Origin of the sequence: Agreia sp. Leaf283 (assembly GCF_001422485.1) — a bacterium.
GTDB lineage: Bacteria > Actinomycetota > Actinomycetes > Actinomycetales > Microbacteriaceae > Agreia.
Genome location: NZ_LMNF01000002.1, coordinates 625,324 through 639,552 on the forward strand (window position 1 = coordinate 625,324; position 14,229 = coordinate 639,552).

Below are 14,229 nucleotides of genomic sequence, written 5' to 3' on the forward strand. Positions count from 1 at the left end.
CGATGCATTCGTGGTCTCAGAACGTGCGGTGCGGGCACCGGCCACGGGTTCTGCATCAGAGGAATTCAGCTCCTCGTTCAACTCGTCGTCGCCTTCGCCCCCGGTCGTTGAAATATCTGACTCTGAGCTCACCGAACTTAAGGTATCAGCCGAGACCGACACTCGCATTCATGAAGGACACACAGTGATGCGCTTTCATCCCCGACTTCACTCCCCGGGAAACAGCTGGAGGTTATATCACGAACACGAAACGATGGTCGATCCTCACGTGACCCGAATAGGGGGACACGATACAGTGAAGTGCGACATAACGGAGTGTCCAGCGCCTCTCAATCGGCTTAACGGTTTCTGAATTCTCGATTCCTGGGCCGATGCGCAGTCTTGTCCTCATTACTTTCGCACCATCAAGGAGATCATCATGACCACCCAGGTAGTCATCCTCGCCGCAGGAATGGGCAGCCGCCTCGGCCGCAGCCTTCCGAAGCCTCTCACTGAACTCAACGATGGCCGCACGATCATGGGTCAGCAGTTCGACAACATCCACCACGCCTTCGGCAACAGCGCCAAGGTCACCATCGTGGTGGGTTACAAGCTCGAGCACATCATCGAGGCGTTCCCGCAGGCATCCTTCGTCTACAACGAGCAGTACGACCAGACCAACACGTCGAAGAGCCTCATGCGCGCCCTGCAGGCATCGGGCCCCGGCGGTGTGCTGTGGATGAACGGCGACGTCGTCTTCGACCCGGCCGTTCTCGATCGCGCCGCTGCCATGATCGCCCGCGAGCAGTCCTTCGTCACGGTCAACACGTCGAAGGTCTCCGACGAAGAGGTCAAGTACACGACCAGCGCCGAGGGCTACATCAAAGAACTGTCGAAGACCGTCAAGGGCGGTCTGGGCGAGGCCGTCGGGATCAACTACATCTCCGCCGCCGACAAGGCCACGCTGCTGCGCCAGCTGAAGGTCGTCGGCGACCAGGACTACTTCGAGCGAGGCCTCGAGCTCGCCATCGAGCAGAACCGGCTTCTCGTCGAGCCTGTCGACATCTCAGACCTCTATGCAGTCGAGGTCGACTTCGCCGAAGACCTGGAGCGGGCCAACCTCTTCGTCTGACGCGTCCCAGCGTCCGAATCCTTTCGGGCACCAGCTTCGAGTCCATGCCCCTTCGCGCCGATCATCGATCGGAGCGAGGGGGCATGATTCGTGTGCGGGATAGAGTGGAGCGTTGTTCTTCCAGAGAAATGAGAAACGGCACGTGACGACGACGCTCAGCGAGGTGCGGCCGAACCAGCGCACCCCGTTCGCGCGGTATCGCAACGCCCTCTGGCTGCTGACCCGGCGCGATCTGCGAGTTCGCTACTCGACGTCTGCGCTCGGATACGTGTGGTCGATCCTCGATCCCCTCGTGATGGCGCTCATCTACTGGTTCGTCTTCACCCAGGTGTTCCAGAAGTCGGTGGGCGAAGACCCGTACATCGTCTTTCTCCTGGCCGCCCTGCTGCCGTGGATGTGGTTCAACGGCACGACCGCCGACGCGACGCGCGCATTCCTCCGTGAGGCGAAGCTCATCCGTTCCACCAAGATCCCCCGCACGATCTGGGTGAACCGTCTCGTGCTCTCCAAGGGCATCGAGTTCCTCGCCAGCCTGCCGGTGCTCGCGGCATTCGCCATCTTCGCGGGCGCGACCCTGCACGTCGAGGTCCTCCTTTTCCCCCTCGCCATCCTGATCCAGGGAGTCCTCACGGTCGGGGTCGGCCTGATCGTGGCCCCCCTCGTGGTGTTCTTCCGAGACCTCGAGCGGGCCGTGAAGCTCGCCCTCCGTGCCCTGTTCTACGCATCTCCGATCATCTACAGCACGGCCGACCTGCCCGAGCAGCTGCACGTCGTCGCCGCGTTCAACCCGCTCAGCGGAATCTTCTCGCTGTACCGCGCCGCGTTCTTTCCCGAGCAGCTCGACTGGTATCTCGTCGGCGTGAGCGCGGCGATGTCCGTTCTTCTGCTTCTCGTGGGCATCCTCGTGTTCCGTCGCACCGAGCGTGCCGTGCTGAAGGAGATCTGATGACCGACTCCCCCGTCATCACCGTGGCCGACGCCGGCATCCGGTTCAAACGCAACCGACGCTCGAGACGCAACTTCAAAGATCTGTTCGCCGGCAGGCTCCGCCGCTCACGACCCGGCGAGTTCTGGGCCCTGCGCAACGTGAGCTTCACCGTGCAGCAGGGCGAGGCGATCGGCGTCATCGGGCGCAATGGTCAGGGCAAGTCGACCCTGCTCAAACTCGTCGCCGAGGTCGTTCTGCCCGATGAGGGTTCGGTTCGGGTGCACGAGGGGGTCGCACCGCTCATCGAGATCACCGGCGGCTTCGTCGACGACCTGTCGGTTCGCGACAACGTCTACCTCACCGCGGGCCTGCACGGCATGACCAAGGCGCAGATCGACGAGCGGTTCTCGCGCATCATCGACTTCGCTGAGATCGGCGACTTCCTCGACACGCCCTACAAGCACCTCTCCAGCGGTATGAAGGTGCGAATCGCCTTCTCCGTCATTTCGCAGCTCGAAGAGCCGATCATTCTCGTCGACGAGGTGCTGGCCGTCGGTGACAAGGCGTTCCGAGAGAAGTGCTACCGACGCATCGAGGAGTTGCTCGCCGGCGGCCGCACGCTGTTCTTCGTGTCGCACAACGAGAAGGACCTGCGGCGCTTCTGCACCCGCGGGCTGTACCTCGACAAGGGTTCCCTGGTCATGGATGCGCCGGTGTCGGACGTTCTCGCCCGGTACGCCGCCGACTACCCCGTCTCGGTCGCGCCCAAGAAGCAGGCCTAGAAGTCGAAGCCGCCGCCGAAGTCGCCGCCGCCGAAATCTCCCCCGCCGCCGTCTCCGAAGCCGCCGCCATCAAAGCCACCGGCATCCGCACCGCCAGCGTCGGCACCACCAGCATCCGCACCGCCGGAATCGGCACCGCTCGCGTCCGCACCGCCGGCGTCCGCGCCCGATGCCTCGCCTCCACCGAGGTCGGGCATGAACGCCTGCGCGATCGCGGAGCCGACGACGATGCCGGCCACACTGCCGAGCAGCGAACCGGCGAACATCGAGCCCATGCCCATCCCAAATCCGCCCTGGGCCGGTGCTGAAAGGGAACGCTCGAGGGTGCCCGGGTTACGGAGCTCGGAACGGGTTGCGGCCTGCGCGAGCGCCGGGGCGCTCTCATCGCGCGGAGCCTCGCCGGTCGGCGCCTCGGCACTGAGCTGAGCGAACAGCTGAGCACGCTGCTCGGGCGTCAGCCGAGCGAAGGCCTCTTCGTGCACCTGCTCGATGGTCTCGGGCGGTGCCGTACGCAGCAGGTAGCGGTAGCGCTCGATGGCGATGTCGTCTTCGGAGCGGCCTCCCGCCTGTGCATCGCGAACCGCTCCGGGCGGTGTTCCATAATCGGGCGCCGCCTGCGCAGCTGCAGCCGAGGGCTGCTCCGGCTCACGTCCGAGAAGCTTGTCGATGAATCCCACGGAATGTCCTTTCGATCGACTCTGGCTAACCATTGTCGCGACCGAGCCTGTGGCCCGGCTGAACCGGCGGCATCCGAGATAATGGAGAGTGAACAGTTCGCGCGGCCCCATGTCCACCTCCCGCGCGATGCCGTGGTTCCTCCTGGCGGGCGTCGTCCTCTTCGCACTGAACCTGCGAGGCCCGATCGTGGCCATCGCGCCCGTGATCGGCCAGATTCGCGACGAACTCCATCTCTCTGCCGCGACCGCCGGGCTGCTCACGAGTCTCCCCGTGCTGTGCTTCGCCCTGGCGACGCCCGTGGCCGCGGCTCTCATCGGTCGAGCGGGACCGGAACGCGCCGTGCTGATCTCCCTCACGGGAATCCTGGTAGGAACGCTGATCCGCGCCCAGGGCGGCTTCGCCGTGGCCGTCATCGGCACGGTCGTGATCGGTGTCGCGATCACGATCGGCAACGTCGTGGTTCCCGTGGTCGTGCGCCGAGACTTCCCGCCCGCGCGAGTCGGCATCGTGACGGGCGTCTACACCGCGACCCTCAATGTCGGCGCGATGCTGACCTCCCTCGGCACGGCTCCGCTCGCAGACTGGCTGGGCTGGCGGGCAGCAATCACCGCCTGGGCCGTGCTGATCGTCGTCGCCATCATCGTGTGGGGACAGGCGGCCGGATGGCGCAGGTCCGTCCTCGGCGACCGGGGTCCGGCGTCCGACGTTCTCGACGCCCCGGCTGAGCACTCGGCGTCGTGGCGGAGCCTCACCGCGTGGCTGCTGATGCTGGCGTTCGGCGGACAGGCGTTCTCGTACTACGGAATCACCACGTGGCTTCCCACGATCCTGCACGACCTCCAGGGACTCGACGCGAGATCTGCGGGCGCCAGCTCCTCCGTGTTCCAGATCCTCGCGGTGGTCGGCGCGCTCGGGGTTCCCCTGCTCGCTGGCCGCTGGCGCCCGGGCTCCGTAGTCGCGCTCGTGGGTGTGCTCTGGCTCGCCATGCCGGTGGGCCTGCTGGTGAATCCGAGCCTGTGGCCCCTCTGGTCGGTGCTCGGAGGCGCAGCTCAAGGCGGCGGCATCACGATCGTCTTCATCATCATCGTGCGCATGTCACGCAGCGACGACCAGGCCCGAGGCATGTCCGCGTTCGTGCAGGGCGGCGGATACCTGCTCGCCGCGACCGGACCGACGATCGTGGGCGCCGTGCACGAGGTCTCCGACGGATGGTCGGCACCGTTGCTCGTCGTCGCCGGCTCGGTGCTGGCACTCATCGCCTTCGGGCTGATCGCGGCGGCAAGGGTTGAGGCTCGACACCCCTGATGCGGGGGCGTGTCTCTCGGCCCGTCAGACCTCGGGCGTCGGAAGCAGGATGGCGTCGTCGAGAAGCGCGCGCACCCGTGGCAGCAGCTCGTCGAGGAGAGCCGTCTCATCGACCGACAGCAGCTGCGCCAGTGCGCCGCAGATCGCGCCGATGGTGAGTTCGCCGTCGCAGGCGCCCACGAGGGCCGCGAGCCCTGTATCGATCGGGGTCTGACGACCGAAGCCGCCTCCCTGCCTGAGGATCATGGCGGTGGGATCGTCGTCGCCCGGCCAGTAGTGCCGCTCGACGGTCACATCGGATGCGACGACCAGCGTCGATGCCGCAAGCTCGGCGTCGCTCCGCCTCGTCTGCCAGTCGTGGCCGGCGAGGCAGTCGCTCAGATGTGCACCGAGACCGGAGCCGGAGCCTCCGAGCGGGCCATGCAGCTGCTCGAGACGGCGGAACGGCGACGGCGTCGCCGGCGACGCCGCATCCGGTCGCCTCAGCATGACGTAGCCGAAGCCGACCTGCTCGACGCCGCGATGCTCGAAGTCGTTGAGCCATGCGCCGTAGAGCCGATCGAACTGCGGCGAGGCGGGCGTCGTGCCGCCGTCTCGGATCCAGGTCTCCGCGTACTCGTCGATGTGCTGAACGTCGCGTTCGATCACCCAGGCGTCGACGATCGGGTCCGTCGTCTCGTCGAGCCACCCCTGCACGCGATCGAGCCCCGCCTCGGCGTGCGTGTACTCCCAGTTGCCGAGGAACTGGGCGACTCCGCCGGGTGCGAGATGCTCCCCCGCGTGACGCACGACGTGCTGCACGAGGGCGTCGCCGACCATGCCTCCGTCTCGGTACTCGTAGCTCGGCACTCCCTCTGCCCGCGGGGTGATCACGAACGGCGGGTTGGAGACGATCTGGTCGAACGTCTCGTCGGCGACGGGCTCGAAGAGGCTGCCCAGACGGAACTCGATGTTCTCGAAGCCGTTGAGCTCGGCGTTCAGCGAGGCGATGTCGAGGGCGCGGGCGGAGATGTCCGTCGCGACGACCCGGCGCGCGTGACGTGCGGCGTGCATGGCTTGGATGCCGCAGCCGGTGCCCAGGTCGAGGGCGCTGTCGACGGGGCGCTGGATCATGAGTCCGCTCAGAGTCAGGGATGCGCCGCCGACGCCGAGCACGTGATCCTCGCCGACCGCATGCCCGAGCGAGAGCTCTCCCAGATCGGACATGATCCACCAGCTGCCCACGCCGAGCTGGTCGATGAAGCTGTAGGGGCGCAGGTCGGCAACGGGTCGCACGCTCTCGTCGTGCTCGTCTACTGACGAGATCAGGCGGAGCTCCGCGGCGCCCTGGATACCCAGGCTCGGCAGAGCCTCAGCGAGCAGGGCGGGCGCGACCGGCAGACCGAGAACGAACAGTTCGGCGAGTGTCGCCGTCGCTGTCGAGCGACCCAGGGTGCTGCGCAGGCGGGCGAGGGCACGCAGTGCTGGTACGCGCTGATTGCGGTGCAGCGCGGCATCGGCGTCGGGACCCCAGAGCCCGGACAGGGCGGAGACGGTGAACCCCGCGGCAGTGAGATCGGAACGGAGGGCCGCGATGAGGTCGCGCTGGGGATGAGTCACCCCCTTATTCAATCCCACTCGCACTGTCAGACTGAACGGATGAGCACTCGCATCATGATGATCGCAGACACGCACCTGCCCAGACGGGCGAAGGCTCTCCCCCGCTCGGTGTGGCAGGCCATCGACGACGCCGACCTCGTGCTGCACGCGGGCGACTGGGTCGACGAGGCGACCCTCGACGATGTGCAGTCCCGATCGAAGGAATTCGTGGGCGTGTACGGAAACAACGACGGCGACGGCCTCAGATCGCGTCTGCCCGAGGTCGCGCGGTTCGAGGTCGAGGGCCTGCGGTTCGCGATGATCCACGAGACGGGCGCGGCGACGGGCCGCGAGGCTCGCATGGCGGACATGTTCGGCGATGCCGACGTGCTCGTCTTCGGCCACAGCCACATTCCGTGGGACACGACGGCCGCCACCGGCCTGCGCCTGCTCAATCCCGGATCGCCGACAGATCGTCGACGACAACCCCACTGCACCTATCTCACCGCGGTCGCCGACTCCGGCGAGCTGCGAGACGTCGAACTGCACCTCGTCGACAGGGACCCGTCATGACGAGCTCACCCGTCGTTCTTCTTCTCGAGCCGTCGGGCATCAGGAAGGTCGATCCCCGGGAGCCCCAGCTGGCCGTGACCGACTGGGGTGCGACCCGGGGCGACGGCGTCTTCGAGAGCGTCAGCATCATCGACGGCCGGATGCCTCCGCTCGACGCCCGCTTCGATCGTCTCGAGGCGTCGGCGAGGGCGCTCGACCTGCCCCTCATCGATCGCGCCCGCTGGACGGAGGCGCTGGCGATGTCGATCGAGGAGCACGATCCGGCGGAGCGCCTGGCCGTGACTCTCGCCATGACGCGGGGCATCGAGGGCGGCGACGGCACACCCACGGCCTGGCTGCTGGCCCGACCCGCCCGAGACTTCACCGGCATCCGGCGCCGTGGCGTCTCGGTTGTCACGCTCGATCGCGGCTATGCCAGCGACGCGGCGGACGGCGCGCCCTGGCTGCTGCTGGGGGCCAAGCACCTGTCGTACGCGACGAATGCGGCGGCGCTGCGCGAGGCATCCCGTCGCGGTGCCGACGACGTGATCCTCACGTCGACCGACGGACTCGCTCTGGAGGGACCCACGTCGAGCCTGCTGGCGCGACGCGGCGACGTCGTGGAGAGTCCCGGCGTCGAGAGCGGGATCCTGGCCGGAACGACGCAGGCGACGGCGTTCAGGTTCTTCGAGTCACGAGGCCTGCGAACGCGGTTCGCGCCCATCCGCGCCCGAGACCTCGCTGACTACGACGCGCTCTGGCTGGTGTCGAGCGTGCGCCAGGCGGTTGCCGTGCACACCCTCGACGGTCGTTCGATGCAGGTCGACGAGGAGCTGACGGCCGAGCTCAACGACTGGCTCGCACGTGCCGCGCGCAGTGAGTGATCAGGCCTTGCCCGGTGAGACCACGGGGATGCTCGCCGTCTGATACACCGTCTCTCGCCGCGGCAGGAAGAGCGCGAGGATGGCCCCGGCCAGCGCGACCGCGGCCGCGAGCCCGAACGACCACTGGAAGGCGGCCGCCGTCGGAATGGCGCGGTCCCCCACGATGTCGACGTGCGACGAGAGGATCACGCCGATGACCGCCGCGGCGATCGTCGACCCCAGCGTGCGCATCACCGAGTTGAATCCGTTCGCCGCCGCCGTCTCCGATGCGGGCACCGCGTGCATGATGAGCGTCGGCATGGCGGCGTACGCGAAGCCGACGCCGAATCCCACCGCGGTCGCGACGAGCACGGCGTGCCAGACCTCGGTCATCAGGCCGACGGCGACGACGTAGCCCACCGCGATGATCGCCGATCCCAGCACGAGAGACGTGCGCGGCCCCTTGCTCGCCGACAGACGCGCCGCGATCGGTGAGAGGAAGAACATCACGATTCCGCTGGGCATCAGGCAGAGGCTGGCGATGAACAGCGTCTGGCCGAGGCCGACGCCCGTGTCGGTGGGGGCCTCGAGCAGCTGGGGCAGTACGGCCACGCTGGCGAAGTAGGCGAATCCGACGGTGATCGACGCCAGGTTCGTGAGAAGCACCGGGCGCCGCGCAGCGATCCGCAGATCGATCAGGGGGTTGGATGCGCGGAGCTCGTAGAGGCCCCACACGACGAGAACGGCGGCTCCCCCGACGAACAGGCCGATGGTGCCCGGCGTCGCCCAGCCCCACTCGTTGCCCTTCGACACCGCGAGCAGGAGTGCCACGAGCCCGATTCCGAAGCCGATGGCGCCGATGTAGTCGAACGAGCCGCCGGTGCGGAGGGTGGAGACGGGAACGACCCACAGGACGAGCGCGAAGGCCAGGGCAGACAGCGCGGTCGCCATCCAGAACAGCACGTGCCAGTCGAAGGTGTCCGCGACGAAGGCGGCCAGCGGCAGTCCGAGCGCGCCCCCGATTCCCAGGGTCGAGCTCACCAGGGCCACGGCAGCACCGAGCCGCTTGGGGTGCAGCACGTCGCGCAGAATGCTGATTCCGAGGGCGATGACGCCCAGTCCCACACCCTGCAGGGCGCGGCCCGCGATCAGCACGGTGACGTCTTGGGCGAGCGCGCAGACGATCGAACCGATCACCGTGATCGCCAGCAGGAGCAGGGTGATGCGGCGTTTGCCGAACATGTCGCCGAGGCGACCGGAGATGGGGGTGGTGATGGCCGCGGCCAGGAGGGTGGCCGTGAGCACCCACGTGGCATTGGAGCTCGACGTGTCGAGCAGTGTCGGGAGTTCGGGGGTGATCGGCGTGACCAGCGTCTGCATGACTGCGGCCGTCAGGCCGGTGAGCGCGAGGGTGAAGACGATCGCCCGCTCGCTCGGGGTGCGCGTGAGTCTCGCGCGCTGCCGTCGCTCTCGTGCGGTCTGGTTGGTGGATTCGTCGGGGGCGTCGGTAGAGGGGGCCATAGGCCGGGTGGTGCCTTTCGAAAAGAGGGTGCAGGTTCGCAACCACGTGGGCGCAACCATTCCGACCGGGAGTTTATGCCCGATGGCCCCCTCCGCCGATCCGCCGGGTCAGAGCGCGCGGAGCTTCTCGAGCAACGGTTCGGCGACCTCGTCGAGGAACCGCTGCTGCAGCTCGTCGCCGATCTGCACGATCGCCAGGTCGGTGTATCCGGCGTCGAGGAACGGTCGGGCGCTCTCGGCGAGCTCGTCGAGGTCGGGACCGCAGGCGATCTGCTCGGCCACGTCCTCGGGCCGCACGAATTGGCTCGCCCCCTCGAAGCCCGCCGGCGTCGGCAGGTCGGCGTTCACCGCCCAGCCGCCTGCGAACCAGCGGAACTGGTCGTGTGCCCGGGCGACCGCATCCTGCTTGTCGGGCGCCCAGCTGATGGGGATCTGGCCGATCGAGCGCGACGGCGCCCCGCCCGATCGGGCCTTCGTCCAGCCGGCGATCAGGTCGGCCGACGGCTCCGTTGAGATGAGGTGGTCGCCGAGCGGCGCGAACCTCTCGATCGACTTCTCGCCCGACACCGCGATGCCGATCGGAACGCCGCCCTCGGGAGCGTCCCAGATGCGTGCGGAGTCGACCCTGAAGTACTCGCCCTCCCAGGTCACCAGCTCGCCGGTGTGCAGTTCGCGGATGATCGTGATGGCCTCCTCGAGCATGTCCTGGCGTGGCGCCACCGACGGCCAGCCCTCGCCGACGACGTGCTCGTTGAGGTTCTCGCCCGATCCGAGTCCGAGGATGAAGCGGCCGTCGCTCAGCAGCTGCATCGTCGCCGCCTTCTGCGCGATCACGGCCGGGTGGTAGCGCATTGTGGGGCAGGTCACGTAGGTCGCGAGCTCGACGCGTTCGGTGGCCTGCGCCACGGCTCCGAGCACCGTCCAGGCGTAGGGCGCGTGCCCCTGCTCTGTCAGCCACGGAGAATAGTGATCGCTCGAGACCTCGAAGTCGAACCCGGCCCGCTCGGCGTCGACCGCGTAGCCCACCAGCTCCTTCGGGCCGCTCTGCTCTGTCATCAGGGTGTAGCCGAACCGTGTCATCGATGCGCCTTTCTCATGGGTTTTCTCATCGCTTTCACTCCACGCTACGAGCCGCCCGAGCAGCGCGAGCGGGGGTTGCTCTCGTGCGGGCCGTGTGCTGGCCGACGCATCGCAAAACCGGAGTAGCGTGCTGACATGCCGTTGCCAGACACCGGAGTGACCCCGCCCGACCTGGTGCGACTTCGCCGGCTTCTGCCGTCGGCCCTGGATGTCGCGGGGCTGGCATCGCGCAGCGTCGCCGACTTCGCCGGTGCAATATCCGCCCATCTGCTCGCCTCGGGTGGCCGACCCCGCCGTTGGGTACTCGACGCCGACCGCATCGCCGCCGCCTATGGCAGCGATCGACTCCTGCGGCTGCACAGCAAGCCCGTCTCGATGTTCGCGGAGCTCTCGGGATTCTTCCCCACGCGCGACGGCTGGATCAGGACACACGCGAACTATCCCCATCACCGCCAGCGCCTCTGTCGCGCCGTGGGGCTACCGCACGACACGACCGCCGCCGAGTTCGCGGCGACCGTCGCGGCCCTCGACGCTCACGCCATCGAGAAGGCAGCCTGGGCCGTCGGCGCCCTGGCCGTTCGGGTACGCGAACCCGGCGAGTGGACGCCCTCGGCGGCCCACTCCGGCAGCGAAGCGCTTGCCGGGCAGCGCTCGAGCCCGCGGCGACCGCACGCCCCGCAGGAGGCGCCCCTCTCCGGCATCCGGGTTCTCGATCTGACCCGGGTGATCGCCGGGCCCGTGGCCACCCGCAGTCTCGCCCTGCTCGGCGCCGACGTGCTGCGCATCGACCCGCCCACGATGCCGGAGATCGCAGTGCAGCACGTCGACACGGGCCAGGGCAAGAGATCCATACTCATCGACGCGAAGACCGCCTCCGGGCTCGCGGCGATCAACGCCCTGCTGGCCGACGCCGACGTTCTCATCAGCGGCTACCGACCGCAATCGATAGAGGCGCTCGGTCTCGAGCTGCCTCGGGGCCTGGTGCACGCCACGGTGGATGCGTGGGGCGACGTTTCAGGATGGCGCACCCGACGAGGCTTCGACAGCCTGGTGCAGGCCGTCACGGGCATCTCGATGATCGAGTCGAAGACCACCGGCGCCGGGCCGTCCGCTCCGGGCGCTCTGCCGGTGCAGGCGCTCGACCACTCCGCCGGGTACATGCTCGCCGCGGCCGTGGTGCGTGCGCTGACCGACCAGATCGACGATCCACGGGGTCGACGCATCTCGGTGTCGCTCGCGGGCGTGGCCGCGGAACTCCTCCAGGGCGACCGGTACACGAGTGCTCCCGAGCGGCCGGCGCTGGGCGACGACGTGGTGGTCACGCACGGCGATGTCACGACGGCGCGACCCGCCCTCGCGCAATTCGCCGACTACGCGGCCCCCGCGCATCCGCTCGGCGCCGACGCGCCGGTCTGGTTGTGATCGCCGCCGCTCACCCAGCGAGCCTCGCGGGTCGGCGGCTCGCGTCTTGCTAGCGTCGACCAGATGAACAACGACGACCGCTACGGCTCCGATGTGCTGGCCGACTTCTCACGACGCCCGGCGAAGATCGACCTCCCGGTCGTCGAGGCGGTCACCGACCTCGTGCTCGAAGACGTCGCCAGCGACTTCTGCGGCTCCGTCGTGCGCATCGAGGGTCGCATGGTCGAGCTGGAGGACCGCAAGGGCCGTCGCCGCATGTTCCCTCTCGGACCGGGTTTCCTCCTCGAGGGAACACCCGTGGCCGTGCGCGCGCCCCGCACGAAGCAGACCGGACTCGGCCGCACCGCCTCCGGATCGATCGCCGGGCCTCAGGAGCGCGCCCGCGTGGCCCGCGCCAGTCGAATCTTCGTCGAGGGACGCCACGACGCGGAGCTGGTCGAGAAGGTCTGGGGCTCCGACCTGCGCTCCGAGGGCGTCGTCGTCGAATACCTCGAGGGCGTCGACCACCTCGAGGAGGTTCTCGCCGAGTTCGGCCCCGGCCCCGGTCGGCGCGTGGGCGTACTGGTCGATCACCTGGTGCCGAACTCGAAGGAGAGCCGCATCGCGGAGAAGGTGGCGCGCGGCCCGCACGGCGCCAACGTGATCGTGGTGGGGCATCCCTATGTCGACGTGTGGCAGTCGGTCAAGCCGCAGCGGCTGGGCCTCACCGAATGGCCCGTGATCCCCCGGTCGATCGAGTGGAAGCACGGCATCTGCGAAGCCTTCGGGTGGCCGCACGCCGAGCAGGCCGACATCGCGCGCGCATGGCAGCGCATCCTGTCGCGCGTGTCGACCTACACCGACCTCGAACCGCAGCTGCTCGGCCGGGTCGAGCAGCTCATCGACTTCGTCACCGCCGAATAGCCGCCTGCCTCACCAGCCGAGGGTGCCGGGCGCGCCCTTGAACGGGCCGACGACGCGCGACGTGATCCACCCGCCGTAGAAGTCGCCCTCCTGGGGCGTGACCGTCTCGCCCGCGACGGTGCAGGCATCCATCGCCCCCGGGTAGACGGCGACCCGGTCTCGCAGCTCGTCGAAGCCCGCGGTCGGCGAGGGGTAGAACCAGCCCGCGCCGGCCGCGACGACATCGCCGCCGCGCACCGTGACGTACTTCGCCGATCCTTTGAACTCGCAGAACGAGCTGCCGGGCGCCGGGCTGAGTGCGCCGTCGGCGAAGTCGGCCCGAGGCAGGTAGTAGACAGGCGGATGGCTCGTCTCGAGAACACGCACCGCGTCGACGCTGTCGGCGATGACGACCCCGCCGAGGGTGATCCGGATGCGTTCGGTCGATTTCTCGACGCGGGGCGGGCGCGGGTAGTCCCACACCGATTCCTGGCCGTCGGCGGGTATCTGGGCGTTCGAGGGTCGTGGACTCATGTGTCGAAACTACGCTCTCCCGGGTACGGATCGTAGGATGATCACCCCACCGACCGAACGAAGGATCATCAGTGGCGAAGAAGCAGAAGCAGATCGGCGAACCGCAACCCGGCCCCACGGTCTACGATCCCGACCTGCACCCCCAGTTCACCCGCGGAATCGATGGGCTTCTCAGCGTGCACCGCCCCGTGGTGATCGCGCACATCAAGTCCATCCGAAAGATGCACCCGAACGCATCGACCGAGCAGATCATCAAGATCCTCGAGAACCGATACCTGGCCGCGGTGACGACCGGCGGCGCAGCGGTCGGCGCCAGTGCCGTCATCCCGGGTATCGGCGTGGGAGTGTCGCTGGCCCTCACAGGCGTCGAGACAGCCGGCTTCCTCGAGGCGAGCGCCCTGTTCGCCCAGTCGATCACCGAGGTGCACGGCATCGCCGTCGACGATCCCGACCGAGCACGCACCCTCGTGATGTCGATGATGATGGGCACCGCCGGCGCCGACCTCGTGAGGCAGCTCGCGGGCCAGGTGGCGGGAACGGGTGCACCCCGAACCCAGTACTGGGGAACGCTCGTCACACGCAGCCTCCCGCAGTTCGCCGTCGGACCGATCGCCGACCGGCTGAAGACGACGTTCCTCAAGCACCTCGCCGCCCGCACGGGCGCCGGAGCGGTCGGGCGCCTCGTGCCCTTCGGCGTGGGCGCCGTCATCGGTGGAACCGGAAATCACATCCTCGGCCGCAAGGTCGTGCACAGCGCCCGCTACGCGTTCGGGCCTCCGCCGCCGTTCTTCCCCGCGAGCCTGGAACCGAAGGTCGTGGTGCCCCGCGACAAGAAGGCGCCGAAGCAGAAGGAGCTCACGACGGGCAAGCCGTCGCGGCTGCCGCGCATGCTCACCCGCTCCAAGAAGGCATCCGAGCCCGAGGTGCTGGCTCCGGATGCGCCGGGCTCGGAGTGGCCGGACGTGCGGATCTGATCGATCCGCACGCCGGCCA

The 14,229-nt window shown here is 68.3% G+C and carries 14 protein-coding genes; 9 read left to right on the forward strand and 5 right to left on the reverse strand.

Going from position 1 to position 14,229, the window contains the following annotated elements; genetic code table 11:
• Window positions 1-418: 418 nt before the first annotated feature.
• From ASF51_RS11830 to ASF51_RS11840, 3 genes are all read left to right on the forward strand, one after another.
• On the forward strand, window positions 419-1,111 hold the full coding sequence (locus tag ASF51_RS11830; protein WP_055929672.1) for an NTP transferase domain-containing protein: 693 nt from the start codon (window positions 419-421) through the stop codon (window positions 1,109-1,111).
• Window positions 1,112-1,253: 142 nt separating this feature from the next.
• The gene (locus tag ASF51_RS11835) at window positions 1,254-2,057 is read left to right on the forward strand and encodes an ABC transporter permease (protein ID WP_235497221.1); all 804 of its coding nucleotides are present in this window, start codon (window positions 1,254-1,256) and stop codon (window positions 2,055-2,057) included.
• Window positions 2,057-2,821 (forward strand): ABC transporter ATP-binding protein, encoded by a 765-nt coding sequence (locus tag ASF51_RS11840; RefSeq protein WP_055929675.1) that lies wholly within the window; start codon window positions 2,057-2,059, stop codon window positions 2,819-2,821. The genes ASF51_RS11835 and ASF51_RS11840 overlap by 1 nt, the downstream gene beginning before the upstream one ends.
• Here ASF51_RS11840 and ASF51_RS11845 read toward each other — a convergent pair.
• Window positions 2,818-3,498 (reverse strand): hypothetical protein, encoded by a 681-nt coding sequence (locus tag ASF51_RS11845; RefSeq protein WP_055929678.1) that lies wholly within the window; start codon window positions 3,496-3,498, stop codon window positions 2,818-2,820. The two genes, ASF51_RS11840 and ASF51_RS11845, sit on opposite strands and share 4 nt — an antisense overlap.
• A 109-nt stretch (window positions 3,499-3,607) precedes the next feature.
• Between ASF51_RS11845 and ASF51_RS11850 the strand changes: the two genes are divergently transcribed.
• Window positions 3,608-4,804 carry a CynX/NimT family MFS transporter gene (locus tag ASF51_RS11850; RefSeq protein WP_055929682.1) on the forward strand — a complete coding sequence of 399 codons (1,197 nt, stop codon included), beginning with the start codon at window positions 3,608-3,610 and terminating at the stop codon, window positions 4,802-4,804.
• Window positions 4,805-4,828: 24 nt separating this feature from the next.
• Here ASF51_RS11850 and ASF51_RS11855 read toward each other — a convergent pair whose 3' ends face one another.
• Window positions 4,829-6,403 carry a methyltransferase gene (locus tag ASF51_RS11855; RefSeq protein WP_055929685.1) on the reverse strand — a complete coding sequence of 525 codons (1,575 nt, stop codon included), beginning with the start codon at window positions 6,401-6,403 and terminating at the stop codon, window positions 4,829-4,831.
• Window positions 6,404-6,442: 39 nt separating this feature from the next.
• Between ASF51_RS11855 and ASF51_RS11860 the strand changes: the two genes are divergently transcribed.
• Entirely contained in the window at window positions 6,443-6,955 is a 513-nt protein-coding gene (locus tag ASF51_RS11860) for a metallophosphoesterase (RefSeq protein ID WP_055929688.1), read from the forward strand.
• A complete protein-coding gene (locus ASF51_RS11865; RefSeq protein WP_055929692.1) occupies window positions 6,952-7,818 on the forward strand; it encodes an aminotransferase class IV in 867 nt (288 codons plus the stop codon). The genes ASF51_RS11860 and ASF51_RS11865 overlap by 4 nt, the downstream gene beginning before the upstream one ends.
• Here ASF51_RS11865 and ASF51_RS11870 read toward each other — a convergent pair whose 3' ends face one another.
• Together ASF51_RS11870 and ASF51_RS11875 are read right to left on the reverse strand one after the other, a co-directional pair.
• On the reverse strand, window positions 7,819-9,318 hold the full coding sequence (locus tag ASF51_RS11870) for an MFS transporter (protein ID WP_082479767.1): 1,500 nt from the start codon (window positions 9,316-9,318) through the stop codon (window positions 7,819-7,821). It lies immediately after the preceding gene.
• A gap of 108 nt (window positions 9,319-9,426) precedes the next feature.
• Window positions 9,427-10,398, reverse strand: a complete 972-nt coding sequence (locus tag ASF51_RS11875) for an LLM class F420-dependent oxidoreductase (RefSeq protein ID WP_055929695.1) — start codon at window positions 10,396-10,398, stop codon at window positions 9,427-9,429.
• 135 nt (window positions 10,399-10,533) lie between these two features.
• Here ASF51_RS11875 and ASF51_RS11880 point away from each other — a divergent pair, with 135 nt between their 5' ends.
• The gene (locus ASF51_RS11880; protein ID WP_055929698.1) at window positions 10,534-11,820 is read left to right on the forward strand and encodes a CoA transferase; all 1,287 of its coding nucleotides are present in this window, start codon (window positions 10,534-10,536) and stop codon (window positions 11,818-11,820) included.
• 63 nt (window positions 11,821-11,883) lie between these two features.
• Window positions 11,884-12,723: a DUF3097 domain-containing protein gene (locus ASF51_RS11885; RefSeq protein ID WP_055929701.1), complete on the forward strand. Its 840-nt coding sequence runs from the start codon at window positions 11,884-11,886 to the stop codon at window positions 12,721-12,723.
• Between the two features lie 9 nt (window positions 12,724-12,732).
• Here ASF51_RS11885 and ASF51_RS11890 read toward each other — a convergent pair whose 3' ends face one another.
• Window positions 12,733-13,236, reverse strand: coding sequence for a DUF427 domain-containing protein (locus ASF51_RS11890; protein ID WP_055929704.1), 504 nt, complete (start codon window positions 13,234-13,236; stop codon window positions 12,733-12,735).
• A gap of 71 nt (window positions 13,237-13,307) precedes the next feature.
• On the opposite strand from ASF51_RS11890, the gene ASF51_RS11895 reads away from it, so the two are divergent.
• Window positions 13,308-14,210 (forward strand): hypothetical protein, encoded by a 903-nt coding sequence (locus ASF51_RS11895; RefSeq protein ID WP_369797313.1) that lies wholly within the window; start codon window positions 13,308-13,310, stop codon window positions 14,208-14,210.
• Window positions 14,211-14,229: the final 19 nt, after the last annotated feature.